Annotated in this window: 25 protein-coding genes; 6 read left to right on the plus strand and 19 right to left on the minus strand. The window is 67.7% G+C overall.

All coding sequences use genetic code 11. The features are described from left to right. Nucleotides 1-260: 260 nt before the first annotated feature. Nucleotides 261-635, plus strand: coding sequence for an HU family DNA-binding protein (locus IEY31_RS12840; protein WP_188972602.1), 375 nt, complete (start codon nt 261-263; stop codon nt 633-635). A 413-nt stretch (nt 636-1,048) separates the two neighbouring features. Here the strand turns inward: IEY31_RS12840 and IEY31_RS12845 are convergent, their stop codons facing one another. The 12 genes from IEY31_RS12845 to IEY31_RS12900 all read right to left on the minus strand — a co-directional run bounded on the left by IEY31_RS12845 (nt 1,049) and on the right by IEY31_RS12900 (nt 14,431). Then, nucleotides 1,049-2,281: a hydantoinase/carbamoylase family amidase gene (locus IEY31_RS12845; RefSeq protein ID WP_188972603.1), complete on the minus strand. Its 1,233-nt coding sequence runs from the start codon at nt 2,279-2,281 to the stop codon at nt 1,049-1,051. Between the two features lie 46 nt (nt 2,282-2,327). Beyond that, nucleotides 2,328-3,344: an alpha/beta fold hydrolase gene (locus IEY31_RS12850; protein WP_188972605.1), complete on the minus strand. Its 1,017-nt coding sequence runs from the start codon at nt 3,342-3,344 to the stop codon at nt 2,328-2,330. Between the two features lie 134 nt (nt 3,345-3,478). Then, nucleotides 3,479-4,549 carry an ABC transporter substrate-binding protein gene (locus IEY31_RS12855; protein ID WP_188972607.1) on the minus strand — a complete coding sequence of 357 codons (1,071 nt, stop codon included), beginning with the start codon at nt 4,547-4,549 and terminating at the stop codon, nt 3,479-3,481. 95 nt (nt 4,550-4,644) lie between these two features. Then, a complete protein-coding gene (locus tag IEY31_RS12860) occupies nt 4,645-5,631 on the minus strand; it encodes an ABC transporter permease (protein WP_188972609.1) in 987 nt (328 codons plus the stop codon). Next, the gene (locus tag IEY31_RS12865; RefSeq protein ID WP_188972611.1) at nt 5,607-6,446 is read right to left on the minus strand and encodes an ABC transporter permease; all 840 of its coding nucleotides are present in this window, start codon (nt 6,444-6,446) and stop codon (nt 5,607-5,609) included. Before IEY31_RS12865 ends, IEY31_RS12860 begins: the two co-directional genes overlap by 25 nt. A 37-nt stretch (nt 6,447-6,483) precedes the next feature. After that, on the minus strand, nt 6,484-7,308 hold the full coding sequence (locus IEY31_RS12870; protein ID WP_229723580.1) for an ABC transporter ATP-binding protein: 825 nt from the start codon (nt 7,306-7,308) through the stop codon (nt 6,484-6,486). Next, a complete protein-coding gene (hydA, locus tag IEY31_RS12875) occupies nt 7,305-8,705 on the minus strand; it encodes a dihydropyrimidinase (protein ID WP_188972613.1) in 1,401 nt (466 codons plus the stop codon). Before hydA ends, IEY31_RS12870 begins: the two co-directional genes overlap by 4 nt. Nucleotides 8,706-8,772: 67 nt before the next feature. Beyond that, nucleotides 8,773-10,152 (minus strand): NAD-dependent dihydropyrimidine dehydrogenase subunit PreA, encoded by a 1,380-nt coding sequence (preA, locus tag IEY31_RS12880; protein WP_188972615.1) that lies wholly within the window; start codon nt 10,150-10,152, stop codon nt 8,773-8,775. Further along, nucleotides 10,145-11,524: an NAD(P)-dependent oxidoreductase gene (locus IEY31_RS12885; protein ID WP_229723581.1), complete on the minus strand. Its 1,380-nt coding sequence runs from the start codon at nt 11,522-11,524 to the stop codon at nt 10,145-10,147. The genes preA and IEY31_RS12885 overlap by 8 nt, the downstream gene beginning before the upstream one ends. A 741-nt stretch (nt 11,525-12,265) precedes the next feature. Continuing rightward, complete coding sequence (locus IEY31_RS12890) at nt 12,266-12,583, minus strand: rhodanese-like domain-containing protein (protein ID WP_188972619.1); 318 nt, start codon at nt 12,581-12,583, stop codon at nt 12,266-12,268. Between the two features lie 76 nt (nt 12,584-12,659). Then, nucleotides 12,660-13,007: a rhodanese-like domain-containing protein gene (locus IEY31_RS12895; RefSeq protein ID WP_188972621.1), complete on the minus strand. Its 348-nt coding sequence runs from the start codon at nt 13,005-13,007 to the stop codon at nt 12,660-12,662. A gap of 38 nt (nt 13,008-13,045) precedes the next feature. Further along, nucleotides 13,046-14,431 (minus strand): MBL fold metallo-hydrolase, encoded by a 1,386-nt coding sequence (locus IEY31_RS12900; RefSeq protein WP_188972623.1) that lies wholly within the window; start codon nt 14,429-14,431, stop codon nt 13,046-13,048. Nucleotides 14,432-14,592: 161 nt separating this feature from the next. Here IEY31_RS12900 and IEY31_RS12905 point away from each other — a divergent pair, with 161 nt between their 5' ends. From IEY31_RS12905 to IEY31_RS12915, 3 genes are read left to right on the plus strand one after another with little or no spacing between them, the layout of a single operon-like run. Then, complete coding sequence (locus tag IEY31_RS12905) at nt 14,593-14,979, plus strand: rhodanese-like domain-containing protein (protein ID WP_188972625.1); 387 nt, start codon at nt 14,593-14,595, stop codon at nt 14,977-14,979. 31 nt (nt 14,980-15,010) lie between these two features. Beyond that, nucleotides 15,011-15,793 (plus strand): TlpA family protein disulfide reductase, encoded by a 783-nt coding sequence (locus IEY31_RS12910; protein WP_188972627.1) that lies wholly within the window; start codon nt 15,011-15,013, stop codon nt 15,791-15,793. Continuing rightward, nucleotides 15,790-16,071 (plus strand): metal-sensitive transcriptional regulator, encoded by a 282-nt coding sequence (locus tag IEY31_RS12915; RefSeq protein WP_188972629.1) that lies wholly within the window; start codon nt 15,790-15,792, stop codon nt 16,069-16,071. Before IEY31_RS12910 ends, IEY31_RS12915 begins: the two co-directional genes overlap by 4 nt. Before the next feature lie 46 nt (nt 16,072-16,117). On the opposite strand, the gene IEY31_RS12920 is transcribed toward IEY31_RS12915, so the two are convergent. The 6 genes from IEY31_RS12920 to IEY31_RS12945 form a co-directional block, all read right to left on the minus strand. Further along, complete coding sequence (locus IEY31_RS12920; RefSeq protein WP_229723583.1) at nt 16,118-16,876, minus strand: ABC transporter permease; 759 nt, start codon at nt 16,874-16,876, stop codon at nt 16,118-16,120. Between the two features lie 214 nt (nt 16,877-17,090). After that, nucleotides 17,091-17,852 carry a molybdate ABC transporter substrate-binding protein gene (gene modA, locus IEY31_RS12925; RefSeq protein ID WP_188972631.1) on the minus strand — a complete coding sequence of 254 codons (762 nt, stop codon included), beginning with the start codon at nt 17,850-17,852 and terminating at the stop codon, nt 17,091-17,093. Nucleotides 17,853-17,889: 37 nt separating this feature from the next. Further along, nucleotides 17,890-19,002 (minus strand): substrate-binding domain-containing protein, encoded by a 1,113-nt coding sequence (locus tag IEY31_RS12930; RefSeq protein WP_188972633.1) that lies wholly within the window; start codon nt 19,000-19,002, stop codon nt 17,890-17,892. Nucleotides 19,003-19,185: 183 nt separating this feature from the next. Then, nucleotides 19,186-20,331, minus strand: coding sequence for a thiolase family protein (locus IEY31_RS12935; protein WP_188972635.1), 1,146 nt, complete (start codon nt 20,329-20,331; stop codon nt 19,186-19,188). 94 nt (nt 20,332-20,425) lie between these two features. Further along, nucleotides 20,426-21,187: a 3-hydroxyacyl-CoA dehydrogenase gene (locus tag IEY31_RS12940; RefSeq protein ID WP_188972637.1), complete on the minus strand. Its 762-nt coding sequence runs from the start codon at nt 21,185-21,187 to the stop codon at nt 20,426-20,428. A 42-nt stretch (nt 21,188-21,229) separates the two neighbouring features. Continuing rightward, nucleotides 21,230-22,375 carry an acyl-CoA dehydrogenase family protein gene (locus tag IEY31_RS12945; protein ID WP_188972639.1) on the minus strand — a complete coding sequence of 382 codons (1,146 nt, stop codon included), beginning with the start codon at nt 22,373-22,375 and terminating at the stop codon, nt 21,230-21,232. A gap of 170 nt (nt 22,376-22,545) precedes the next feature. Between IEY31_RS12945 and IEY31_RS12950 the strand changes: the two genes are divergently transcribed. After that, nucleotides 22,546-23,283 (plus strand): FadR/GntR family transcriptional regulator, encoded by a 738-nt coding sequence (locus IEY31_RS12950; protein ID WP_188972641.1) that lies wholly within the window; start codon nt 22,546-22,548, stop codon nt 23,281-23,283. A 14-nt stretch (nt 23,284-23,297) separates the two neighbouring features. On the opposite strand, the gene IEY31_RS12955 is transcribed toward IEY31_RS12950, so the two are convergent. Then, complete coding sequence (locus IEY31_RS12955) at nt 23,298-24,275, minus strand: Gfo/Idh/MocA family protein (RefSeq protein ID WP_188972643.1); 978 nt, start codon at nt 24,273-24,275, stop codon at nt 23,298-23,300. A gap of 249 nt (nt 24,276-24,524) precedes the next feature. Here IEY31_RS12955 and IEY31_RS12960 point away from each other — a divergent pair, with 249 nt between their 5' ends. Beyond that, complete coding sequence (locus IEY31_RS12960; protein WP_188972645.1) at nt 24,525-25,532, plus strand: LacI family DNA-binding transcriptional regulator; 1,008 nt, start codon at nt 24,525-24,527, stop codon at nt 25,530-25,532. Nucleotides 25,533-25,547 lie beyond the last annotated feature (15 nt).

Raw genomic sequence — 25,547 nt, forward strand, 5'->3', positions numbered from 1 at the left:
TGTTGTTTGCTGTGATACCACTGAAGAAACTTGGATTGTCGGTGCCCAGAGTGTAGCGTGCGGCGCCGTTCCTGCGCCCCAGCGCGGCCCGGCACACCGAATTATCTTAATCAATGGCTTTGTGCGTCTACCACGGGGTTTCAGTAGGTATTGAGAAAAACGCGTACTGGACGCACTTTTTCCGAATGAAAGACGGATAAGGGCGTGCTGGTGGGCATCCTTGCACCACACCCCCCTTCCCAAGCGTCACTGCGTATGTCATGCTGCTCACCATGACGAAAAAGACTGCCAAGCCCGCCGCCAAGAAGACCGCTGCCAAAGCTGCGCCCGCCGCTGCCAAGGCCGCCCCCACCGCCAGCAACAAGGTCGCCAAGACCCAGCTGGTGGAAATGGTCGCCGACAAGACCGGCCTGACCAAGAAGCAGAGCGAGGAAGCGGTCAGCGCCATGCTGGACGCCGTGGTCAGCTCCATCAAGGGCGGCCAGAGCGTCGGCCTGCCCGGCCTGGGCACCCTGAGCGTCAAGGACACCGCCGCCCGCACCGGCGTGCGCCCCGGCACCAGCGAGAAGATTCAGATTCCTGCCGGCAAGAAGGTGGCCTTCAAGGTTGCCAGCACCCTGAAGGGCAACCTCTAAGCTTTTTTCCTTCACGCGGAGCGGGCGGTCCTTCACTGGACTGCCCGCTCTCGTTGTTCCGGGCCAGGGCGCCGGGCGAAGGTCTAGGGCTTGGCGGGCCGCTTGACGTGACGCTACATGAACGGCGTTGAGGGCATACGGATTCCGTCTGTTTCGTTAACAAACCGGGAGGGCGCCGGTTTGCCAACTCCACTCCCGGAACTCGTTCTACTCGTTCTCGCTTCGCTCGGATTTTCATCGTTTTGCAAACGATTCAATCGGAGCCCGTATGAGATCAGAAGCAGGGTTGACAGAGCAACGCGGAAGCGTGAAGGCGCTGGAGGGAAGGGACGTCACGTTCGCTTCCTCAGGGATCTGTAGCAGTTGCTCCTCTCCCTCGGCCACCGGGACAATCCGCCGCCATGGGCCGGGGCTCACGTCCCGCCGATCCAGGCCATCGCCCGGTCGGTCAAGCGGTCCAGCGCCTCTACGCTCTGGCGGATGTGCGCCTCCTCGGTGTCCTCGATGCTGTTGTGGCTGATGCCGCGCAGGCTCTGGACGAACAGCATCACGGTTGGCACCCCGGCGCGGGCCACTTCCGCCGCGTCGTGCAGGGGGCCGCTGGGCAGGCGGTGGCTGCGCGGCACCACGTCCAGAATCGAGGCGTCGGCCGCTTCGATCAGCTCCGGGTGGAACGGGATCGGCTCGATGCTCCACAGGTCGCCGAAGGTGACGGTGCAGCCGCCTTCCCCAGCAAACCTCTGCGCCGCCTCCTGCGCGTCTTGCCACATCGCGGCGAGTTTGCCGGCGTCCAGATGGCGCTGGTCCAGCGTGATCTCGCAGGTCTCTACCACGCTGGTCACGATGCCTGGCAGGGTCTTGCAACTGCCCACCGTGCAGACGCCACCGTGGCGCTCAGCGATAACGTAAATCTCCTGCGAGAACTGTCCGGCGGCCCGGAAGGCGTCGCGCCGCACGTTCATGGGCGTGCTGCCCGAGTGGGCGGCCTGACCGTGGAAGGTGATGATGTGCCGCTCCACGCCGAAGGTGCCCAGAACCGCGCCCAGCGGCAGGCCCAGGCCTTCCAGCACCGGCCCCTGCTCGATGTGCAGTTCCAGATAGGCGGCGGCGTGTTTCAGCTCGCTGCGGGCCTCCGGGGCGTTGCCCAGCGTGACGCCTACCCGTGCCAGCGCGTCTTCCAGGCTGGTTCCGTCCCGGTCCCGGAGCTTGCGCATCTCGGAGATGTCGATGTTGCCGCCTGCCGCACTCGAACCGTACAGGCTGCGGCCAAATCGGGCGCCCTCCTCGTCGGCCCAGTCCACCAGCCGCACGGTTACAGGCGGTTTGCCCTGAGCGGCCACGCGGCGCAGCACTTCCAGGCCCGCCAGCACGTTCAGGCAGCCGTCCAGCCAGCCGCCGTTCGGCACGCTGTCGAGGTGACCGCCGATCAGCAGTTCCTTGTTCGACTCGCCTTCCAGGGTGGCCCACAGGTTACCTGCCGGGTCGGTGTGGACCTCCACGGGCAGCTCCGCCAGTCTGTCGGTCAGGAATTTTCGCGCCGCCACCCAGGTGTCGGTAAAGGCCACGCGCTGCGCGCCATGCTCGTCGCCGGTCAGTTCGCGCAGGGCCTTGAGTTCCTGAATGGTCCGCTCGGAATCTAGAGACATGGTCTACCTTATCCAAAAAGCGGACGGCAGACCCCAGGCCCCCGGTCTACCCGGCCAGCCAGCCGCGCACCGCCGCCTTCAAAAAGGCCAGTTCCTCCGGCAATCCGGCGGGGCTGCCCGCCCGGTGGCCCCACACCGAGAAGATAGGCCGCAACTCAGCGCGCTTCAGGTGGGGGAGCTCTGCGGCATCGTCGGCCACCCGGAAATACAGGTCCGTCCCGCCGGGCATCAGCAGCACCCGGGCTTCAATCGCCCCCAGCGCCGCCGTGAGGTCGCCTCCGTACAGGTCGCCCGCGCTGATGTCCCCGTGAAACCACGTCAGCGCCTGCGCGTACAGGTTCGCGGCGTCGCGGGCAGCAAAACTCGCCTCCCAGTCGGTCCGCAGGTACGTCTCCAGATCCGGCGCGCCCAGGGCGGTCTGAAACAGCTCCTGGCGGTAGAAGTCCTGACTCAGCCCCCAGCCCGCATAGATGTGTCCAAAGGCCCGCAGCGAAGCGTGGGGGACCGCGCTGAACTGACCGCCGCCCACGTACTCCGGCGCGGCTTCCAGCGTTCGCAGCAGGCCGGACAGGAACACCCTGTTGTGCGCGGCGGTGCGGGCGCTGCCGCACACGACAATGGCGCGCGCCACCCGCTGCGGGAACAGCGCCGCCCAGTGGTAGGCCTGCATGGCCCCCATCGAGAAGCCGTAAGCGGCGGCGAGGTGCGTGACGCCGAAGACCTCGCGCAACAGCCGCTCCTGCGCCAGCACGTTGTCACGCACAGTGACCACCTCGGGGTAGTCCGGCGTGTCGGCCGCGCCCGACGACAGGCCGTTGGAGAACATGTCCGGAATGACGATGAACCACCGCTGCGGGTCCAGCACCCCGTCCGGGCCGATCAGCCAGTTCTGGGTGTCGTGCGTGGCCGTGTAGCTCGTCGGATACACGATCACGTTATCGCGGGCCGCGTTGAGCGTGCCGTGCGTCTGCCACGCCAGCCGGGCGTTGCGGATCACGCCGCCGCGTTCGGCAGGCCAGTCTCCCAGCCTGAACACGCCGTCCTGCACAGGCCAGGGGGTCATGCGGTCCTGCCGGGCTGCGGAAGAGGCTCAGGCCGGTGTCGGGGAGCAACTGTGGGCATGCCGCCCACCTTACGCCCCACGGGCAGGGGAGATGGCCGCAGGGGCAGGCGCTTCCCTGCGGCCACGGCCTGACCTTACTTCGCGGTCTTGCCCGTTGCCTTTTCCCACACGCTGTAATTCACCGCTCCGGCGCTGGGGGCCGACTTGAGGATGCCCAGTTCCATCAGCTGCTTGACGTTGGCGGCGTAGGTGGCGCGGTCCAGCAGCCCGGCATTGCCCTTGAGGGTCTGCCCGGCGCGGTACAGCTTGGCCACCTCGGTCATCTGCCAGGTCTGGTGTCCGGCGGCGCTGGCGCGCGTGCCCGAGCCCTTGCAGGTGTTGCCGCAGTTGACCAGCACGATCTGCACGGCCTCCTTCTGGTTAGCCACCGCGTAATTCCAGCCCTTGATGGTGGCGCGCACCAGCCGGGCGGCCACCTCCTGCCCGGTCATGCCGCTGTTCTTGAAGTTCTTGCTGTCCAGCGTTTTTTGCGTCGTGAACATCAGATCCTCAAGCAGATTGATACCGAAGTCGCTGACGTTGAAGACCTTGAGTTTGTCCAGCGGGTAACCCAGGCCCACAATCTGATCAATCTCGTTGTAGGTCATGGCGGACACCAGATCAACCTTGTCGGGGAACACCAGGCTGGGATCAAAGGGATACGTGACGGCCTGCACGGTGGGGTTGGCCACGGTGCTGTCCAGGCTGGTGGTCATGCCGTACTTCTTCAGGAGCGCCACTGCCGGGTACTCGTTGCCGCTGGGCCACACGCCCACGCGCTTGCCGGCGAACTGCTTGGGGTCCGTCAGTCCGCTGGATTTCAGCGCGACCAGGGTGTAGCCGCTCTTCTGGAACAGCTGCGCGATATGCACCACCGGCAGGCCCTGCTGGCGCGCGGTCAGCAGGTCCGTGATCCAGGTGGTTCCGAAATCAGCCGCGCCGGTCGCCACGGTCTGAATCGGCGACTGGTCACCAATCGGTAGCAGCGTCACGTCCAGCCCCTCGGCCTTGTAAAAGCCCTTGGCCTGCGCGACAAAAAAGCCCGCGAACTGCGCCTGAGGGAACCACTTGAGCTGCAGCTTCACCGGAACGTTGGCCGCGCCCGCCGAACTCAGGGCCGAGGCAACGAGGGCGGCGGTCAGGGTGGACAGGACGCTTTTTTTCATGGGATTCCTCCGGGCGCGCGTGGCGCAGTGGCTGGTACGGGGCAGATGGGTCATGGGGGGTGGGAATCTTCGCAAGGCTTGACTCGGCTGGTCCATCATCTCGAGTGTCGTCGGCTGGCATGCCAGCCCGTGAAGCGCGCTTCGAGCCACGAGATCGCGCCGTAGAACGCCAGGCCCAGCACCGAGGCAATCACGATGGCGGCCCACACGATGTCCAGATTGAAGCGCCCGGCCTCGATCTGGATGCGGAAGCCCAGCCCCTGCCCGGTGGTGCCGAAAAACTCACCGACAATCGCGCCGATCAGGGCCAGCGTTGAGCCGATTTTCAGGGCGTTGAACAGGAAGGGCAGGGCGCTGGGCACCCGCACCAGGCGGAAGGCGGCGGCAGGCGTGACCGCGTAGGTCCGCATCAGGTCCAGCAGCAGGGGATTGGCCCCCTGCAACCCGCGCACCACGTTCACCACCACCGGGAAGAACACCGTGATGGCCACGATGATCGCCTTGCTGGGCCACTCCAGGCCAAACGCCTTGACGATCACCGGGGCCAACGCCACGATGGGAATGCTGGCAAACAGCCCCGCGTAGGGCAGGGCGCCGCGCTCCAGAAAGGGAAAACGAACGGCGGCCAGCGCCACCACGATGCCGGCCCCCACCCCCGCCAGGTAGCCCAGCAGCGCCTCCTGCACAAACGTCACGCGGGCGTCGCCCAGCAGCACCACGCGCGAGCGGTACAGGGCCGTGGCGACGCGGGTGGGGGTGGGAATCAGGCCCGGCGGCACCCCATAGGCCCGCAGCAGGCCCTCCACGGCCACCAGCGCCAGCAGTGCGGCCAGCAGCGCCGGCAGAACCCCGGTCATCCGGCGGGCCAGCGCCGCCAGTCCCGAGACGCCCGCGCCCAGGCCCAGCACGATCAGCGCGAGACTCAGCGCCTTGCGTCCGGGGGGCACGGCGTCCAGTGGAAAGCTCCAGACGTTCCATACTGCGGCCAGCAGCAGTGCCAGGCCCAGCGCGAGGACCAGCCCCCCCGGCCCAGGCCGCCGGCCCGTCCTGTCGGTGGCTAGCGTGGCTGCCCGGCTCGCCACGGCGTCACCAGCCTCTCGATCAGGCCCAGCGCGGCCACCAGCGCGATGCCCAGGCCCGCGCCGTACAGCATGATCACCCACAGCGCCAGGGTGTCCGAGGCCCGCGAGTTCTCGGCCAGCATCTTGCCCAGCCCCGAGAAGCTGATGGTGCTGATCTCGGCCACGATGCTGCCGATCAGTGCGGCCGTGGCCGCCACCTTCAGCGACGTGAACAAAAAGGGGAGGCTGGCGGGCAGGCGCAGCTTCCAGAAGGTCTGCCAGCCCGACGCGCGGTAGGTGGTCAGCAGGTCTTCTTGCATGGGGTCCGGGCTGCGCAGGCCCGCCGCCACCCCCACCGCCACCGGGAAAAAGGCGATGTAGGCGGCGATCAAGGCCTTGGGCAGCCAGCCCTGGACGCCGTACTGCCCCAGCACCACGGCCAGCATGGGCGCAAGGGCAATCACCGGCACGGTTTGAGAAGCGATCAGCCACGGCAGGGTCACGCGCTCGAAGGCGCGGCTGGTGACCAGGGCAACGGCCAGCAGGATGCCCAGGACCGTGGCGATCAGCAGGCCCACCAGGGTTTCGCCGGCCGTGACCAGCGTGTTGTACGGCACGCTGGTCACGGCCAGCGGCGGCACGCTCATGGTCCGCAGGCTGCGGACCAGCTGCGCGGGGGCCGGCAGCACCGGATTACGCAGCTGGGTGGCGCAGGCGATGGCCGTGGCGCAGCCCAGTTCCGCGCCGCTGTCCAGGCTGCGCTGCGCCGCGCCAGCGTTGACCCACAGCATCAGCGGCCAGTACAGCGCCAGCGTCAGGGCGGCCACGATCAGCATCGGCCCCAGGCTGCCGGCCAGCGGGGAAGGCCGCCGCCTAATCATCGGCGTCGAACCCGTGGCCCCGGCGCAGCAGTTCGCGTACCCTCGTGGCCAGCTCGAAAAAGCGGGGACTCTCGCGGGTTTCCACGTTGCGGGGATACGGCAGATCGATGTCCACCACGCCCTCGATCTTGCCGGGCCGCGAGGTCATTACGACGACGCGGGTGCTCAGAAACACCGCCTCGCTGATGCCGTGGGTCACGAACACCACCGTCTTGCCGGTTTCCTGCCACAGGCGCAGCAGCTCGCCGTTCAGGTGCTCCCGGGTGATCTCGTCCAGTGCGCCGAAGGGCTCGTCCATCAATAGCAGGCCCGGATCGAAGGCCAGGGCGCGGGCAATCGACACGCGCTGCTGCATGCCGCCCGACAGCTGCCACGGGTAGCGGGCCGCAAAGCCCCCGAGCCCAACGAGCCTGAGCATCTCGTGGGCACGGGCCTGCCGGGCGGCTTTGGGGGTGTTCATCACGTCCAGGGGGAGCATGACGTTGCCCAGGACCGTGCGCCAGTCCAGCAGGGCCGGCGACTGGAACACGTAGCCGTAGGCACGTTCCTGCCGGGCCTGTGCGGGCGACTGGCCGCCGATCAGCAGTTCGCCGGCTGTGGGCGTGATCAGATCCGCCATCAGCCGCAGCAGCGTGGTCTTGCCGCAGCCGCTGGGGCCGATCAGGCTGACGAATTCGCCCTGCGCGATGCTCAGGGTGGCGTCTTTCAGGGCCACCGTATCGCCCCCTGCCCCCCGGAAGACCATGTTCAGGTCCCGCAGGTGGACGGCGGGCTCGGCCGTGTACTCCGGTGTGCGACCAGGCGAGACGGCAGTCAAGCCGGGGCCCGTCCCTTCTGCTCCGCCTGCGGTGCCCGGCGCAGCAGCTGCCCGCGCCCCGGCTCACCCACGAACGCGCCGTTGCGCACCGCCACCTGCCCGCGCACCGTGACCACGCTGGGCCGGCCGTCGATCTCGAAGCCCTCGAAGCCGCTGTAGTCGTTGTTGACATGCGACGTCTCTGCGCTGATCCTGCCCCGGTAGGCTGGGTCGTAAACCACCAGATCGGCGTCCGAGCCGACCTCAATGGCGCCTTTTTTCGGGTACAGCCCGAAAATCTGCGCCGCGCGGGTACTGGCGGCGTCCACGAAGCGGTTCAGGCTCAGGGCGCCCCGACTGACGCCGTAGGTATACAGCAGATTCACGCGGTCCTCAATGGCCGGAATGCCGTTGGGAATCAGCGTAAAATTGTCCTCGCCCATGCGCTTTTGCTGCACATCAAAGGGGCAGTGATCGGTGGCGACGGTGTCGATCTCGCCGTCTTTCAGGGCCTGCCACAGCGCGGTCTGGTTGGCTTTGTCGCGCAGCGGCGGACTCATGACATGCTTGGCTCCCTCCACGCCGGGCCGCTCGGCAAAGGTCTTGTCCAGCAGGAAATGTGGAATCACGGACTCAATGTGAATGTTCACGCCGCGCCTGCGGGCGTCGAGGGCGGCTTTCAGGGACCGGGCATTGGAGAGATGCACCACGTAGCCCTCGGCCCCGGTCATCTCCAGGAATGTGGCGAAGTGCGCGGTGCCGTCGGCCTCCACCTGCTCGGGGCGGCTGGGCTCGTGCCACTCGGGGCCGGTCTTGCCTTCCGAGAGCAGTTTGGCCTGCAACTGGGCCACCAGTTCTGCGTTCTCGCAGTGGGCCGTGACCACCACGCCCAGTTCCTTTGCCAGCGTCAGGGTGCGGTACAGCGTCGCGTCCTCAATCCCGAACGCGCCCTTGTACGCCAGAAAGACCTTGAAGGAGGTCATGCCGCTGGCCACCAGCTCGCGCAGGGTGCGCTCGGTGTCCTCGTCCCAGCGCGTCACGCCGATGTGGAACGTGTAGTCGCAGGCGCTGTGGCCCTCGGCCATCCGGGACCAGGTGTTCCAGCCGTCCCGCAGCTCATCGCTGCCGGCGGGAGCCAGCATCTCGATGAAGGTGGTGGTGCCGCCGATCAGGGCGGCCTGACTGGCGGTGGCGTGGGTGTCCTTGGCAAAGGTGCCCATGAACGGCAGGTGAACATGCACGTGCGGGTCAATGAACCCTGGAAAGACGTACTGGCCCGTCGCGTCGATGGTTTCGGTGCCCTCCGGCACGATCAGGTGCTCGCCGATCAGCGAGATGGTCTCACCCTCGATCAGGATGTCGGCTGTGTACTGCCGGTCTGCTGTGACGATCTGGCCGTTCTTGATGAGCAGGGTCATGGTTGCGTCCTCGCAGGCTGCGGTGTAGGGGGGTGGCCTCGTTCAAGAGGCTCAGGTGGATGACCGGTTAGTGAATCTCGATGCCCTGCTCCGCGCGGTAGGCCATCATGGCGTCCCAGCTGCTGGCAATTTCGGGGCGCTGGGCGGTCAGGGCGTCCCAGCTGACGCTCTGCTGCGTGCCCGGCACGCTGACCATGGTGATGCAGCCGTCTACCGGGCAGACGTTGGCACACAGCGCGCAGCCCACGCAGTCGGGTTCGCGCACCACCGGTGTGGGGCGGGTGTCGGCCACCGCCTTGCCATTGACGCGCATGTCGTAACCGGGGTCCACCCGCACACCGTTTCCGGCCACCAGATCGATGCACTGGTGCGCCGTGTCGTTGCAGGCCACGTAACACAGGTTGCATTGGATGCACTTGTCGGGATCGATGCGTGCCACGGCCTGGTACCCCAGATCCAGCTCGCCAAACGAGCTGACCTGCGGCAGCGCCCGGCCGGTCAGTTCCGGGATGGTGGCGAAGCCCTTGTCGTCCATCCAGTTCGACAGGCCATCAATCATGTCCTCCACGATGCGGTAACCGTAGTGCATGGCGGCGGTGCATACCTGCACGGCCCCCGCGCCCAGCAGCAGGAACTCGGCCGCGTCTTTCCAGGTCTGAATACCGCCCATGCCGCAGACCGGCACGCCGCTTCTGAGCACGAGGTCGTCGGTCAGCAGTTCGGTCAGCATATTCAGGGCAATCGGCTTGACGGCCGGTCCCGCGTAGCCGCCGTGTGTGCCGCGTCCCCCGATGCTGGGCGTGATCTGCAGGGTGTCGAGATCCACGCTCATGATCGAGTTGATGGTGTTGATCAGGGACAGCGCGTGCGCCCCTCCGGCAATCGCGGCGTGCGCGGGTTCGGTGATGCGCGTGACGTTGGGCGTCAGCTTGACGATCACTGGCAGTTTCGTCACCGACGTGACCCAGTGCGTGTTCAGCTCGCACATTTCCGGCACCTGACCCACCGCCGCGCCCATGCCGCGCTCGCTCATGCCCTGCGGGCAGCCGTAGTTGAGCTCGATGCCGTCGGCGCCGGTGTCCTCGATCATCATGACAATCTCGCGCCAGGCCTCGGGAGAGGCGTCGACCATCGCCGAGACGATCACGGCGCGGTCTGGCCACAGCCGCTTGATCTCGGCGATCTCGCGCAGGTTCACGTCCAGCGGGCGGTCGCTGATCAGCTCAACGTTGTTGATGGCCAGCAGCCGCTGCCCGGCGATGCTCAGGCCCGCGTAGCGGTTGCTGATGTTCAGCACCGGCGCGCCGATGGTTTTCCACACGGCCCCGCCCCAGCCGTGCTCGAAGGCGCGGTGAATCTGCGCCCCACTGTTGGTGGGCGGCGCGGAGGCCAGCCAGAAGGGGTTGGGCGCGCGGATGCCGGCAAAATTGACGGAGAGGTCAGCCATGTGCGGTCTCCTGGGCGGCCGAGAGCTGTCCGTGGATGGCGGCGGCGGCGTACTTGCCGTCCTGCACGGCCATCACGGTGCTGGCAGTGCCGCGCACTCTCACGCAGTCGCCGCCCGCGTACACGCGCGGCAGGCTGGTCTGCATGTCCTGGTTCACGGCGATGTACCCCCCCTCGACGTTCAGCCCCAGTTCGGCGGCCAGCGCGGGTTTCTCCTGGCCAATGGCCTTGATCACGGCGCCGCAGGGAACAACGAATTCGCTGCCGGGCAGGGGACGCGGGGTGGGCCGTCCGCCGGGGTCCACCGCGCCCAGCACCATCCTGACGCACTCCACGCCGGTGACCTGTCCGCCTTCACTCAGCACCCGCACCGGCTGGGTCAGAAAGCGGTACTGAATGCCCTCCGACAGCGCGAACTCGTACTCATGGCGGTAAGCGGTCATCTCCGCCTCGGTGCGGCGGTACAGCATGGTCACGTCCGCGCCGCGCCGCCGGGCCACGGTGGCCGCGTCGATGGCGGTGTTGCCCGCCCCGATCACCACGACGTTCTGGGCATCGGCCAGGCTGGCGGGGCGGATCTTGCTGTCCTCGATGTACTGCAGGCCGTCGATCAGGTGTTCCTCGCCGGGAATGCCCATGGCCGGAACCGCGCCCAGGCCGAGGCCCAGGAACACGGCGCCGTACTCAGACAGCAGCGCGTCCAGCGTGTCTCTGCTGGTCAGTTCGCGCCCGGTTTCCACCGTCACGCCCAGCGCCCGCACCGCGTCCACTTCCCGCAATGAAACTTCAACCGGCTCGCGCAGCACGATGATGCCGTAGGTGCTCAGGCCGCCGCCCAGCTCGCGTTTTTCCAGCAGCGTGACGGCGTGGCCCAGTTTGGCCAGCTCGGCGCTAACGCTCAGGCCTGCCGGGCCGCTGCCCACCACGGCGACGCGGCGGCCAGTGGGCGTTCCAGGCTGAAACAGCTGTACGCCGCGCTCCTGAACGTGGTCCACCGCGTGCCGTTGCAGCCGCCCGATGGCGATGGGCTTTTCCTCGGCGTTCAGCACACAGGCGCCCTCGCACAGTTCCTCGACCGGGCAGACGCGGGCGCAGGTGCCGCCCAGGAAATTGGCCTCCAGAATCGTGCGGGCGCTGCCGCGCAGATTGTCGGTGGCAATCTTGCGGATAAAGGTGGGAATGTCGATGTGGGTGGGGCAGGCCTGAATGCACGGCGCGTCATAGCAGTACAGGCAGCGGTGCGCCTCCACCGTGGCCTCGTGCGCACTCAGCGGCGGGTGGGTGGGGGCGAAGCGGAGGTCATACGGATACTGGGTGTCGGGCGAATGGTTCCGGTCGGGTAGGGCGTCGTCCACCAGGGTATGGTCCGTCAAGGCTTCCTCCGGTTGTGCGTGCATCCTGAGCTGAAGACATGGAAAATCACCACCGCCCCGCCAGGCCGATGGCCACTGGGCAGCGGTCCAGACCCTCTCTGGAGACGATTAACCGCGTGGGCGCATGGTAGGCTGAAAATGAAGGAAAAGTCAATGCAGCCCGTACAAAATCGGCCTGCCGGGTTGGTAGAACCATGGTTTTCCGCGTCATGACTGGGGGCGCCGCGCCCTCTTCCGCAGGGCGTTGCGACAGCGGGTTCACGGCTTCTCCGGGCGGCACGCAACTCGGCCGACCGAGGCGAAGTTGCCCTTCAGCCGCCGCCAGGCCAGTGCTCCATGCCGGTGCTCCTGGCCCAGGTGGTCCAAACCTTTCCAGGTCTCCAGGGCCTCCGGAGCAGGCCCTTCGTTGGGGTCACTGCGTGGACAGCAGTCGTGACCCCGTCGGTAGAAATGTCAGGGGCGGATCTGTCCCTGCATTCGGTGAAAAGAACGCCCCCCAGCACAACTGGCCAATGCCCGCCAGCAAAGCCAGGTGGCCATGGGGTCAGGCAACCATGTCCAATTCGGGTGATCTGGGTTGTCACGGAGCCATCGGGCGAATTTTCGCTACGGTACAGAGGCTGTCAAGGGCGATACCCCTCCGGCAGGAGCCCCGCACCAGAGGGTCACGAAATGCGGGAGTCGGTGATGCTCACCGGCGGCCAGCACCGCTCTGAGGGTTGTCCGCCCAGGGGCGCAAGGTCAGGGGTTGGGGCCGTCCCTGACCTCGCGCCCCTCGTTGATCCAGCCCAGGGTGCCTCCATTCAAGCTCATCACGTCCTGCTTTCCCTGCCCGGCCAGATGTGCGGCCGCTTGGGCGCTGCGGCCCCCACTCAGGCACACGATGATGGCGGGGGTCTGGATCTCGTCCTCACGGCCAACCAGGGCCGAGAGCGGCACATTGATGGCCCCTGGAATGTGACCCTGCGTGTACTCGTCGGGTTCACGCACGTCGTACACATGTGCGCCGTCGCGGACGCGGGGGGCCACTTCAGCGGTGAAGATATCCTGATAGGTCATGTCTGGTTCTCCTTTTGCAGGCGGGCGAGGGCAACTGGCCGGCCCTGGGGCTGGTTTCAAAGGGACTGGAGAGGACTTACCTGGATTTTGTCGGCAGGCCCGCGCCTTGCCACGCGGCAATTCCGCCGCGCAGGTTGCGGGCGTCGAGCCCGGCGCTGGTCAGCAGGCGGGTGGCCTGGGCACTGCGCGCTCCGCTGGCACACTGGCAGATGATGGTCTTTTGCTGGGGCAGCTGGCCCAGTCTGGTGTGGAGTTCGTCCAGTGGAATATGCGTGCTGCCGGGAATAGCGGCGGTTTTCCGCTCGGCGGCGCTGCGGACATCCAGAATGAGTGCGCCTGCTTTTGCCAGGGCCTGCGCTTCCTGCGGCGTGAGGGATGGGGGGCCGGACGCGCCGCCCAGAAGTTTTTTGAAGAATGCGAACATGGTCAGCCTTTTGGGGAAAATGGAGAATGCCGTGGGTATCAAGCGGTTTGCGCTTCGTTCTGGGCCTTGGCCCATGCCTCGTAGCCGCCGGCCAGTTCACTGACGTTGAATCCCTCGGTTCTCAGCAGGCTCGCAGCGGCGGCGCTGCGGGCTCCACCCTGGCAATGCACAACGATCTCCTGATCGCGCGGCAGCTCGTCCAGCTTCCATGGCAGCTGGCCCGCGTGCAACTGCATGCTGCCAGGAATTGCGCCGTCCTGATGCTCGGTCTTGTTGCGAACGTCCAGGACCAGAGCGCCCTGGTGCTGGGGCAGCTCCGAGGCGGGGAAGGGCCGGGCCTCGTGGGTGGTCAGCCCCTGGGTGGTTTCGACAAAGCCCACCACCCGGTCCACCCCCACCATCCACAGACGGCGGCGGAGGGCCTCGGCCCGGTCAGCCGGCGCGATAAGAACATAGTCGCGCTCCGGCTCCAGCAGCCAGCCGGCCCAGGTTTCCAGGGTGTTCCTGTCGGGCAGATTGACGCTGCGCTCCGGTGCGGCGGCCTGGTGCGCACCACTGGTGCGGGTGTCGATCAGCCGCGCTCCCTTGTCCAGGCGGGTCAAGACGTCTGCAGGCTCCAGCTTGCCCAGGGGCTCCACATCACCCAGCAGCGCGGGGCCTGCCTTGTTCTGCGTCTTCATGCGTCCGTAGTAGTGCGGGGCGTCAGGCTGGCCGCTGAGCAGCTCGTCGGTGAATCCCTGCTCGTCGCCGTTCTGGACGAAGCTGGACCACCACGCCAGCGCCCGTTCGTAGCCGACAGTGGTGGTGGGGACGGCGCCCAGCGCCTTACCGCAGGCGCTGCCCGAGCCGTGTGCGGGCCAGACCTGCACAAAGTCCGGCAGGGTCAGAAACTGGTTTTTGAGACTCGCGAACATCTGCCGCGCGCCCTCGAAGCGGGTGTCCGCGCCGCCGGCCGCCTCGTCCAGCAGGTCCGGGCGGCCGATCTCGCCCACGAACACGAAGTCTCCGGTAAAGATCATGCTGGGCTGGTCTCCGCGGGGGGTATCGGTGACCAGGAACGACACGCTCTCGGGGGTGTGGCCGGGGGTGTGCCGGACCTCGATCTTCACGTTGCCCACCATAAAGGAACTGCCGTCGTACACCTTGACGTCCCCGAAGCCGTACTTCCAGTCGGCATCCCCCTCGTCCGAGAGGTACAGCGCCGCGCCCGTGGCCTGCGCAAGCTCGCGGCTGCCGCTCAGGTAATCGGCGTGGATATGCGTTTCGGTCACGTGGGTGATTCGGAGTTTCTGCGCCGCGGCTTTTTCCAGATACGGGGCGATGTCCCGCACAGGATCAATCACCAGGCACTCGCCAGTTTTCTGACAGCCCAGCATGTACGAGGCCTGCGCCAGATCGGTGTCGTAAAAGCGTTTGAAGTACATGTCGGGCCTCCTGGGCGGATGGGGAGATGAATGACCGGTCTTGACCTTAAACCCCCTGGGGGTATATTGTCAACAAAGCGACCGATGTGATCAACCACTGAGGGGACTGGACTCTGCATCTACCCTCCAGCCGCCCACTGCCTACAGGAGAACCCCGTCTGATGACCAGCCCGACTTTCCGCATGCTGATGCCTCTCGTTTCCGCTCTGATGCTCGTGGCCTGCGCGCCGAATGCCAGCAGCGGTTTTCCTACCGTGACGGTCGAAGAATTGAAAACGGCCGTGGACGGCGGCGCGTACCTGCTGGATGTCCGCACGCCCGCCGAATTCGCTGAGGGGCACATTGCCAGCGCCGTCAATCTGCCGCTGGACGAGGTAGAGGCCCGGGCCGATGAGGTTCCCGCAGACCGCCCGGTGTACGTCATCTGCCGCAGTGGCAACCGCAGCGCCCAGGCCAGCACCATTCTGAACAAGGCCAACAAGGACGTCAGGAACGTGGGCGGCGGCATGAATGACTGGAGCGACGCCGGCTACCCGGTGACGCGCTGAGCATGCCGGCTCCGGTGAGAAGGAGGGCGGCGTGAATATCGGTCTGGACGGCATCGGACTGGGGCCGCTGAACCTCAGCTGGCAGAGCCTGACGCTGCTGCTGGGGCTGGTGACGTGGTTTGCCCTGGCCCGCTTTGCCCACGCTGAACGCGCCGTGCTGGTGACCCTGCTGGTGGCGCGGCTGTGGGCGGCGCTGCCGGGATTGAGCGGTGACCGGCCGTTGCTGGAGAACCTGCTGGACATCGTGGACATGCGCCGGGGCGGCTGGGCGTGGCTGGCGGGCCTGCTGGCGGGTCTGTTGGCGTTGTGGTGGCCCCGGCGCCGGTTCCCGCCTGGCCTGCCGCGTGCGCTGGCGCTGACCCTGACCGTCGCGGCCCTGCCGGGGCTGCTCAAACCCGCACCGCAGGGACTTCAGGCCTCCCTGCCCACCACACCGCTGCCCCGACTGGCCGCTTCTCAGGTGCAGCCGCCTGCTCCGGTCCCGACTGGCGGGGTCGTTAACTTCTGGGCCACATGGTGCGGGCCGTGCCGGGCGGAGCTGCCGCTGTTGGAAGCCCAGCAGATGAAGGGAGCCAACATCCAGCTGGTCAATGTCGGGGAATCGGCCCAGACCGTGGGGAGCTTCCTGACCGCCAACAGGCTGGGGTTACAGACGTGGTTGAGGGGCCAGGACCTGGGCGCCCCGCTGGGCGTTACCGGCTACCCCACCACGCTGGCGGTCAGCCGCACGGGCCGCGTGGTGGCACGTCATCTGGGACCACTCAGCGGAGCCCAGCTTCGCCATCTGCTTGAACTTGCCAAAGGAGCGCCATGACCACGACCCCATCTGCATCACTGCCCCTGACCGACACCGACGAGAAAGTTCTCAAGAGGTTGCGCCGCATCGAGGGTCAGGTGCGCGGCCTCCAGCGCATGATCGAGGAGGCGCGCGACTGCCATGACATCCTGATTCAGCTGAGCGGCGTGCGCAGCGCCCTGGACGCGGCCGGCGAGCAGATTCTGGAACAGTACGCCTCAGGCTGTCGCGCCCACCCCGGCGAGGAAATCACGCCCCAGGATGTGGTGCGGGCGGTGAAACTGCTGCGCCGGTAGCGCTGCGCAGAGGCGTGGTGATCAAGATGCGCGGTGACGTCTGCCCTCAGCGTGCTGTGTGGGCGCTGCCCCACCGGCGCACCACCGCCAGAACCGAGAACGCCACTAGCACCATCACCGCCGACAGCACCAGCGCCGGGGCCAGATCGGATTCCAGCGCGGAGTAGATGGCCAGCGTGATGGTGCGTGTCTTGCCCTGCAGCGACCCGGCAAACAAGATGGTGGCCCCGAATTCGCCCAGCGCCCGCGCCCAGGTCAGGACCAGGCCCTCAAGCAGGAACGTGAAGGCCAGCGGCCAGGTGATGTAGCGGAAGACGGTCCAGCGGTCGGCCCCATCAGTGCGGGCCGCGTCCTCCACGTCGGGATCCACGGCCATGAACCCGGCCTTGGCGGTGCGCAGATAGAAGGGGGCGGCCACGAACAGCTGCGCCATCACCACGGCGGCCGGCGAGAAGGCCACGCTGATGCCGGCCAGTTCCAGCGGCGCGCCCAGCAGGCCGCTGCGGCCAAAAGCCAGCAGCAGGCCCACCCCGGCCACCACCGGTGGCAGCACGATGGGCAGGTCCAGCAGCGTGTCCAGAACGGTCTTGCCTGGAAAGTCGTAGCGGGCCAGCAGCCAGGCCACCGGCGTGCCCAGCACGACGGTCAGCAGCATGGTGCAGCTGGTGGTCAGCAGGCTGATCCGCAGGGCGTCCAGCACCACCGGCCCCAGCAGGGTGGGCAGGAACTGGGCGCCGAGCCCGCGCAGCAGCAGTGCTGCCACGGGCAGCACCAGAAACAGCACCAGCAGAGCCCCGATGACCACCGGAACGACAGGGGCGCCGCGCCGCCTGGGCCGCGTGCGGCCGGGCCTGTGCGTGAAACCGGGCCTGGGGATCAGGTTGAGCCTTGCCTGCGGGGAGAAGGCCGGCGCAGACGCGCTGAAGCTGTTCGCCGGGGGTGGGCTGGGCGGTTGGGGGACATGGCTCTCCAAGGGTGGATTTGAGGCGGGGACCGGCGGGTCCAGGGGGCCGGACGCGCTAGCGGGGCTTGAGGAAGCCCCATTTCTTGAGAATGGCCTGCCCCTCGCCCGACAGCACGAAGTTGACAAAGGCCTGCGCCGCCTCTGGACTGGCAGCGTTCCTGAGTGTTCCGATGGGGTAGCTCGCACTCTGGTTGAAGCGGGTGGGCAGCGTGATCACGCGCACGCCGGGCCGCAGTGCAGGTGTGACGTCCGAGCTGTACACGACGGCAGCGTCCGCCTCACCCAGCTGCACCTTGAGGGCCACCTGACGCACATTCGGCTCCTCACTGACCACATTTTTAAGAAACTGGCCGGAAAAATTCTTGCCGTAGGCCCCCGATTTGTCAATGGCGCTGAGCATGCGGCGGGTGTAGTCGCCAACCGGCACGGCCCTGTCCGCAATCACGAGCTTGACCCCCGGTTTGCTCAGGTCCGTCAGGGTCTGTACCCGGTCATTGTTTCTCGGCGCGATGACGGCCAGCCGGTTGCTCAGGAAAGGCTGACCGCTGCCCAGCAGACCGGATTTCACCAGCGGATCAAACTGGGCGCTGTTGGCACTGGCATACACATCGGCCCGCGCGCCGTTCGTCAGCTGCGTCCTGAGCGCCTGCGATCCGGCGAACTGGAAGAGGGTGGTGTGGCCAGTTTTTGCGTCGAACGCCTTCCCAATGTCTGCAAAGGCGTCAGTCAACGAGGCGGCGGCGAAGACGGTCAGGTTGGCCGCGCCGGCGCTGCCCAGGCTCAGGAGCAGGGTGGAGACGAGAAGGGTTATTTTCATCCTGAACCTCGGGGAACTTGACACCGTGCGCGGCACTTCACGAAACCACCGCCCGCACCTGTCCCACCTGCGCCGCGTCGTAGCCGCCCAGGGCGCTTAACTCCAGCAGGAAGGCCGCGCTGCGGGCCGTGTGCAGCAGCGCCAGCACCGCCGGATGGCTCAGGTGCGCTGCAGGCACGATGAGATCGAAATGTTCGCGTTGCAACGGGACAAAGTGCAGCCCCAGGGCCTGCGCGGCCACGCGGGGACCGGGGGCCACGTCTGCGGCCCCCGACTGCACACGCCGGGCCGCGTCCAGTGGGGAGGCCGCCTCGTCCTGGTAGCCGGGCAGCGCCTGCCGCTCGGCCGCACTGAAGTGCGCCGCGTCCAGCCATGCGTCCAGCATCAGGCGGCTGCCCGCGCCGGGATCACGGTTGATCAGGCGCAGGCCGCCGCCGCGCAGATCGTCCACGCCCCGGATGCCGCCGGGATTGCCCGCCGCGGTGAGCAGGCCCTGCTCCCAGGTCCACAGCGCAATGACATGGACCGGCTGGCCCAGCGCCAGGTTCCGCACGAAGGGCAGGTTGGACTCGCCCGTCCCGGCGTCCCACAGGTGAATGCCGGCCAGATGGGCCTCTGCGGCGGCCAGACCCGCCAGGGCCGCCTGACTGGAGACCGGGCGCACGATCACACGCAGGTCCGGGAAGGCCAGGCAGGTGTGGGCGGCCAGCAGGTCCAGCGAGGGATCGCAGCCGATCAGCACCGCCGATCGCCCCGCCAGCTCCAGCGCGCCGCTGAGCTTCACGTCCACGTGCGGGCCATGGCAGGCCGTGACCACGCCGTCAGCGCGCTGGCCGAGCCCTGGCGCCCCCTGAAGGGCCACGGCCAGAAGGTCCTGATCCAGCCGCGCCAGCTGCACCCGCTGTCCGGTGGGGGAGACAGCTGGGTCACCGATGAGCCGCGCCCGCACTGTGTCGGGCGTCAGATGGAACAGCTCGTCAACCCGGCAGCCCAGGGCCTGCGCGAGCCGCAACGCCACCACGGTGGTGGGGGCCGAGACACCGCCTTCGATATTGTGTAGGGCCTGACGCGTGATGCCCGCCCGCCGTGCCAGCTCGGTCGGCCCCAGCCCAGCGTCCTTGCGGCGCTGCTGCACGGAGGAGTGGAGCACGCCCGCAGTAAACGACATGCCTGAGCGTAGCGTCCAGTAGACGGAAGGTCAAATCAAATTGACGCCGCCGCGCCCTCGAACACAAAGGGCGCGGTTCCCGCGGTGGTGGACGTGGTGGGGACCGCGCAGGAGGAGATGCTTGAAGGCTATGGCCCCCCGCAAGAGCCCAGGCGAGGCCGGCTCTCAGAGCCGTTCGATGATAGTGGCCGTGGCCATGCCGTGGCCGATGCACATGGTCTGCAGGCCGAAGGTGCCGCCCGTGGCTTCCAGCCCGCTGAGCATCTTGGCCATCAGCCCGGCCCCACTGGCGCCCAGAGGGTGCCCGTGGGCAATCGCGCCGCCCCAGGGATTGACCCGGGCGGCGTCGGCCCCCAGTTCGTGCGTCCACGCCAGCGCCACGCTGGCGAAGGCCTCGTTGATCTCGATCCAGTCGATGTCGCCCAGGGTCATTCCGGCCCTGGCCAGCGCCTTGCGGGTGGCGGGAATCACGCCCGTCAGTTGCATGGTGGGGTCGTCGCCCACCACCACGCGGGCCACGAACCGGGCGCGGGGCCGCAGACCGTCGGCCACCGCGATGTCCCGGTCGCCCACCAGCACGGCGGCAGCCCCGTCGCTGATCTGGCTGGCGTTTCCGGCGGTAACCACGCCTGCGTCGCGGAACGGCGTTTTCAGGGTCGCCATCCTGGCCGGGTCGACGGCGCCGCGCACGCCCTCATCGTGCTGCAGCGTGATGGCCTGTCCCCCGGCGTCCATCCCGGGGGCCGGCAGCAGTTCGGCGTGCAGGTGGCGCGACCCCTCGGCGCGGCGGTGGCTCTCCGCGGCAAAGGCGTCGAGCATCTCGCGGGTCAGGTCCCACGCGTCGGCAATGCGCTCCGCGCTTTCCCCCTGGTGAATCAGGTCAACCCTGGCCAGCAGTTCGGGATTAAGGCGCTCGAAGCCGCCACCGATGTCGCTGAACATCGGCACGCGGGTCATGCTCTCGACGCCGCAGCCGATGGCGTAGCCCAGGTCACCCGCGTCCACGCCCTGCGACGCAAAGTGCACGGCCTGCTGCCCACTGCCGCACATGCGGTTGAGGCTCAGGGCCGGCACCTCGGCGGGAAACCCGGCCATCAGTACCGCCAGCCGCCCGACGTTCGCGCCCTGCTCGCCCGTCTGCGTGACGGCCCCGGTAATCACGTCCTCAACCTTGCTGGCGTCCAGGCCGGCGCGGGCCATCAGCCCGTTCAGGGCGAAGGCAAGCAGGGCGTCGGGGCGCACCTCGCGGTAGGCCCCACCGCGCCTGCCGTAGGGGGTGCGGACTGCTTCCAGAATAACGGCTTCTCTCATGGCTTCTCCTTGTGTTCCGGGCTGGCGTGTTCCAGGCAGGTGCCGGGGCGCCGCACGCACTGTTCCTGGCCGCGCCGTGGTGCTGTTCCGGCCCTCACCTCGGCGCCATCCGGACCGCGCCGTCCAGCCGGATGGTCTCGCCGTTGAGCATCTGGTTCTCGAAGATGTGTCTGACCAGCGCGGCGTACTCGTCGGCGCGGCCCAGACGGCTGGGAAACGGCACCTGCTGGCCCAGCGAGTCCTGGGCCTCTTGCGGCAGTCCCCTCAGCATGGGCGTCTCGAAGATGCCAGGGGCCACCGTAACCACGCGGATCCCGCTGCGGGCGAGGTCGCGGGCAATCGGCAGCGTCATACCCACCACGCCGCCCTTGCTGGCCGCGTAGGCCGCCTGCCCGATCTGACCGTCGAAGGCGGCCACCGAGGCGGTGTTGACGATCACGCCCCGCTCACCCGACTCGCCGGGCACGTTGTCCAGCATGACCTGGGCCGCCAGCCGGATCACGTTGAAGGTGCCCAGCAGGTTCACCCGCACCGTGCGTTCAAAGACGTCCAGGGGGTGGGGGCCGCGCTTGCCTGCGGTGGTGGCTGCTGGAGCAATCCCGGCGCAGCTGACCGCGCCGTGCAGGGTGCCAAATTTCTCCAGTCCGGCCTGCAGCGCTGCCTGCACGTCGACCTCGCTGCTCACGTCGGCCCGCACGAACAGCCCGCCGAGCTCCTGGGCAAGCGGTTCACCTTCCGCGGCATTCAGGTCGAGCATCAGCGGAAACCCGCCGGCCCCGGCCACCATCCGGGCGGTCCCGGCCCCCAGGCCGGAGGCGGCCCCCGTGATGAGTACAGCCCTGTCTTTCAGATTCATGTGTCCCCTCCTGGGTGTGCTGGTTGCGCCGGACGCACCGGACTAGCGCTGCAACTCGCGGGCGATCACCAGTTTCTGGATCTCGCTGGTGCCCTCGTAGATCTGCAGCACCTTGGCGTCCCGGAACAGTTTCTCGACCGGATACTCCGTCGAATACCCCATGCCGCCGAAAATCTGCACGGCCTCGGTGGCCGCCGCCATCACGCTCTCGGCGGCGAACAGCTTGGCCTGCGACGCGGCCAGGGTGTTGCGCTGCCCGTGGTCAACGAGCCACGCGGCGCGGTAGGTCAGCAGACGGGCCGCTTCCAGCGAGGTGGACATCTCGGCCAGCTTGGCCGCCACCAGCTGATGGCGGATGATCGGCTGACCCATCGTCTGCCGCGTCTGCGCGTAGGCCAGGCTCTCTTCCAGGCAGCGGGCATGCACGCCCACGCCGAACGCGGCCACCATCGGACGCGAGTGGTCGAAGGCGTCCATTGCAATGGAAAAGCCCTGTCCCTCGGCCCCGATGCGCTGGGAAGCGGGGATGCGGCAGCCGTCGAAGAACACCTCGCAGGTGGGCGCGCAGCGCTGCCCCAGCTTGTCCAGCGGTTCACCGACACTCAGTCCCGGCGTGCCGCGCTCGACGATAAAGACGCTCAGGCCCCGGCTGCCCCCCGCACCGGTCAGGCTGTCCCCGGTTCGGGCAAACACCACGAAGAACGAGGCGCGGTCCGCATTGCTGATCCAGGTCTTGCTGCCCGACAAGACGTAATGGTCGCCGTCGCGCGCCGCGCGGGTCTGCAGCCCGGCCACGTCGCTGCCCGCGCCCGGCTCCGTCGCGGCGTAGGACGCCAGTTCTCCCGCCACCAGCCGGGGCAAAACCCACTGCTTTTGCTGCTCGCTTCCGTGATGAATGATGGCGTCGGCGGCCAGCGAGTTGATGCTCAGCGCCGCGCCGACGCCCACACACCCCCGGCACAGCTCCTCGGTGACCAGGGTCAGCGCCAGACAGCCCAGCCCCGCGCCGCCGTAGGCTTCCGGCACCGTCAGGTTCAGCAGCCCGAGGGCCAGGGCCTGATTGTAGATGGCCTGCGGAAACGCCTTGGTCCGGTCCAGCAGCGCCGCCTGCGGAATGATCTCGCGCGCAGTAAACGTGCGGGCGAGCTGCTGAAGCTGGCGTTCTTCTGGGTTGAGCAAAAAATCCACGGGGGCCCTCCCTGGGCGCGTGCCTGCCGCGCTGGGCCGACAGACGACTGTATCGCTCGGTCAATTGAGTATACTCAATTCATCACGCCTATCCAGATTGTGGGCCGGCAAACATGAAGCGCCGCCCGGTACCACGCTTCCAGGCCACCGGTCTACACTGCGCTGACCCGATGCCCATGGACGCCCACCTGTTGCCCCAGCCTCCTGCCCGGTCGCGTGCCAGCGATGGGGTTGCCGCCCACATCCAGCGGGAAATCCGTCGCCGCCAGCTGCAACCCGGTGACCGGATCTGCGCGGAGCGGGACCTTCAGGCCGCCACCGGCGTGAGCCGGGCGGGGGTGCGCGAGAGTCTGCGGATGCTGGAACATGAGGGGCTGATCCGGACAAAGACAGGGCCTGGCGGCGGAATTCTGGTGGGTGAACCGGCGGCCGCTCCCCTGGGCCGCACGGTCGAGGCATTCCGCCACCTGTCGGGGGTGAGTCCCGAAGCGCTGCTGGACGCCTGGTTTGAACTGGCCGTGACCTGTACGCGTCTGGCGGCCGGGCGGGCGCAGGCCCATGACATCGCCGATCTTCAGCAGACCGCGGATGCCTACCGGGCGCTGGATTTCGAGCAGGCGAGTTTCGACCGCGTGGCGCGGCTCAACCTCGGCTTCATTCGCCGCACGGCTGAGGCGGCCTATAACCCCATTCTGAGCCTGTTTCTGGAGGCCCTGATTGACCTGATCTACTCGGCGGCGGCGGCCCGCCCACCCAGTCTCCGTCAGCGGCGGGAACTGGTGGGGGTCCACGACGGCATCGTGCAGGCGCTGAAAACCGGCGACGCCGATGCGGCCGTCCGCCGCATGACCCGCCACCTGCGTGCGGTCCGGGCGCTGCTTGAGGGAGGGGTGGGCCGCGTCGGCTGAAGCGCCGCGCCGCGCTACAGCGTGATCCGCCGGCCCTCACGCGCCGACTGCAACAGGGCGTCAATCACCCTGGCCTGCTGCACGGCGTCCTCAGGCGGATACAGGGCGGCCTCCTCGCCGCGCACAACCCGCTGAAAGTGCGCGGCCATCAGGGCGTAGCCGTTGCCGGGGCTCACTGCTTGCCTCTGACCGTCGCGGGTCAGGGCAAAGTCGTTCTCATCGCTGAAAAATGCCCGGTCCAGCTCCATCACGCCGCCCGTGCCCAGCACCTGCGCGCGGCCGATGCGTCCCCCGGACAGCCAGTCGAAGCCGCAGTCGATGCTGGCCAGCGCTCCGTTGCCAACGTGGCTGTAATCCAGCACGGCGGACATCGAGACGTCCACGCGGTCCGGCGTCCAGCGGGCCTGCGCCGTGACCGCCAGCGGCTCGCCCAGCAGCATCCGGGCCTCGTTGACCGGGTAACAGCCGATGTCGTAGAGGGCGCCGCCGCCCAGATCCGGATGCAGGCGAATGTCGCCGGCGTCCCGCACGGTGAAGCCGAAGGCCCCCCGGTAAGCCCGGACCTCGCCCAGTTCGCCGCCCCGCACCGCGTCTATCAGGGCGCGGTGTTGGGGCGTGAAGCGGTAGGCAAAGCCCTCAAGCAGCGTCAGACCGGTGCGCCGGGCCACGTCGGTCAGCTGACCTGCCTCCTGGGCACTGAGGGTCAGGGGCTTTTCGGTCAGCACATGCTTGCCCGCTTCCAGCGCAGCTGCGCTCCAGGGGAGATGCAGCGCATTGGGCAAAGCGATGTACACCGCGTCCAGATCGGCGTCGATCACGGCCTGATAGCTGCCGGTTCTTGAAATACCCCAGTCGCTGGCGAACGTCTGGACACGGGCCGACTGCGGCTCCCGCGCGCCCAGCATCACCACGTCGCCGCCCGCGGCACGAATGGCTGGAATAAAGGCGCGGGCAATGCGGGCCGCGCCGAGAATGCCCCAACGGAATGTCATGCCCCCACCCTAGCGTCCTGGACAGCCTTGCTTTCTCTCCCTGCCCTGGCTGGCGCGCCCCGATACAGGCCCCCATCCACCGACGTAGGCGGTCAGAACACAGGGCGTCAGCTTCCCTTTGGCACCGTTCAACTTGACTTCCAGACCCCGCCCGCTTAAGTTGAACGTGTCCACAATGTAACGTTTTCAGACGCTGCCGACCAGTCACGCTCCGCATCAACGCCTGTTTCCCCAGGTCTTTGAGGTGCCATGCCTGAACCCACGTCCACCGCCGTCATAACGTCCCCGCGCGGCTCGGGCATCCGTGAGGTGGCGCGGCTGGCGGGCGTGTCGATCGCCACCGTGTCGCGGGTGTTCAACGATGCGTCGGCCGTCAATCCCGACACGCGGCGGCGCGTGCTGGAGCGCGCCGCCGCGCTGGGCTACGAGCCAAGTTCGCTGGGCCGCAACCTGGCGCGGGGGCGCAGTGAACTGCTGGGATTGATCGTGCCGGATGTGTCTTTCCCGCTGTACGGCCAGATGATCAGCGGCATTGAGGACGTGCTGGGCCAGCGAGGCATGAGCATTCTGCTGGCGTCGAGTCACGACGACGCGGACCGTGAACTCGCGGCGTCCCGGCATCTGCTGCGGCACGCCGTGGACGGCGGTATCGTCATCAACTCTCAAACTGATGCGGCGCTGCCTTCGCCGCGCGGAGTGAACTGGGTTCATGTCTCTCCTGAGCACGGCATCTGGCCCTGCCGGGTGGAGCTGGACAACGTGGCGGGGGGAGGGTTGGCCGCCCTTGAATTGCTGCGCGCGGGGCGGCGACACGCAGCCTACATCGGTGCGCCGGGTCGGGAAAGCGCTGAGCGCGAGCGCGGGTTTGCCGCTGGGCTGCGCCGGGACGATCTGGCGTACCGCCGCGCCCAGGGCGACTACACCGAACTGTCGGGGACGCAGGCTGCCGACAGATTGCTGGAAGAATTCCCCGCGTTGGACGCCTTTTTTGTGGCGGGTGACCTGATGGCGGCGGGGGTTTTGCGGGCGCTGCATCTGCGCGGATTGAGGGTGCCCGACGACGTGGCGGTGGTGGGCTTCGACGACGCTGTGCTCGCCTCGCTGCTGTACCCACGCCTGACCACAATCCGGCAGCCCGCCTACGAGATGGGCGCTGCAGCGGCGAGGTTGTCCCTGCAACTGCTTGCCGGCCTGAGGGCGGAGCCCGTGACCTTCCCGCCAGAACTGGTGCGGCGCGAGTCCACCGGGCCACCGTGACGCCCACGCTGTGAA

It is taken from the genome of Deinococcus aerolatus (assembly GCF_014647055.1).
GTDB classification, from domain to species: Bacteria; Deinococcota; Deinococci; order Deinococcales; family Deinococcaceae; genus Deinococcus; species Deinococcus aerolatus.

What these genes read in the sequence shown, in the direction of transcription:
- IEY31_RS12840 (WP_188972602.1), top strand. Translation starts at nt 261, where the DNA reads ATGCTGCTCACCATGACGAAAAAGACTGCCAAGCCCGCCGCCAAGAAG.
- IEY31_RS12845 (WP_188972603.1), bottom strand. Translation starts at nt 2,281, where the DNA reads ATGTCTCTAGATTCCGAGCGGACCATTCAGGAACTCAAGGCCCTGCGC.
- IEY31_RS12850 (WP_188972605.1), bottom strand. Translation starts at nt 3,344, where the DNA reads ATGACCCCCTGGCCTGTGCAGGACGGCGTGTTCAGGCTGGGAGACTGG.
- IEY31_RS12855 (WP_188972607.1), bottom strand. Translation starts at nt 4,549, where the DNA reads ATGAAAAAAAGCGTCCTGTCCACCCTGACCGCCGCCCTCGTTGCCTCG.
- IEY31_RS12865 (WP_188972611.1), bottom strand. Translation starts at nt 6,446, where the DNA reads ATGCTGATCGTGGCCGCCCTGACGCTGGCGCTGTACTGGCCGCTGATG.
- hydA (WP_188972613.1), bottom strand. Translation starts at nt 8,705, where the DNA reads ATGACCCTGCTCATCAAGAACGGCCAGATCGTCACAGCAGACCGGCAG.
- preA (WP_188972615.1), bottom strand. Translation starts at nt 10,152, where the DNA reads ATGGCTGACCTCTCCGTCAATTTTGCCGGCATCCGCGCGCCCAACCCC.
- IEY31_RS12890 (WP_188972619.1), bottom strand. Translation starts at nt 12,583, where the DNA reads ATGACCTATCAGGATATCTTCACCGCTGAAGTGGCCCCCCGCGTCCGC.
- IEY31_RS12895 (WP_188972621.1), bottom strand. Translation starts at nt 13,007, where the DNA reads ATGTTCGCATTCTTCAAAAAACTTCTGGGCGGCGCGTCCGGCCCCCCA.
- IEY31_RS12900 (WP_188972623.1), bottom strand. Translation starts at nt 14,431, where the DNA reads ATGTACTTCAAACGCTTTTACGACACCGATCTGGCGCAGGCCTCGTAC.
- IEY31_RS12905 (WP_188972625.1), top strand. Translation starts at nt 14,593, where the DNA reads ATGACCAGCCCGACTTTCCGCATGCTGATGCCTCTCGTTTCCGCTCTG.
- IEY31_RS12915 (WP_188972629.1), top strand. Translation starts at nt 15,790, where the DNA reads ATGACCACGACCCCATCTGCATCACTGCCCCTGACCGACACCGACGAG.
- modA (WP_188972631.1), bottom strand. Translation starts at nt 17,852, where the DNA reads ATGAAAATAACCCTTCTCGTCTCCACCCTGCTCCTGAGCCTGGGCAGC.
- IEY31_RS12935 (WP_188972635.1), bottom strand. Translation starts at nt 20,331, where the DNA reads ATGAGAGAAGCCGTTATTCTGGAAGCAGTCCGCACCCCCTACGGCAGG.
- IEY31_RS12940 (WP_188972637.1), bottom strand. Translation starts at nt 21,187, where the DNA reads ATGAATCTGAAAGACAGGGCTGTACTCATCACGGGGGCCGCCTCCGGC.
- IEY31_RS12950 (WP_188972641.1), top strand. Translation starts at nt 22,546, where the DNA reads ATGCCCATGGACGCCCACCTGTTGCCCCAGCCTCCTGCCCGGTCGCGT.
- IEY31_RS12955 (WP_188972643.1), bottom strand. Translation starts at nt 24,275, where the DNA reads ATGACATTCCGTTGGGGCATTCTCGGCGCGGCCCGCATTGCCCGCGCC.
- IEY31_RS12960 (WP_188972645.1), top strand. Translation starts at nt 24,525, where the DNA reads ATGCCTGAACCCACGTCCACCGCCGTCATAACGTCCCCGCGCGGCTCG.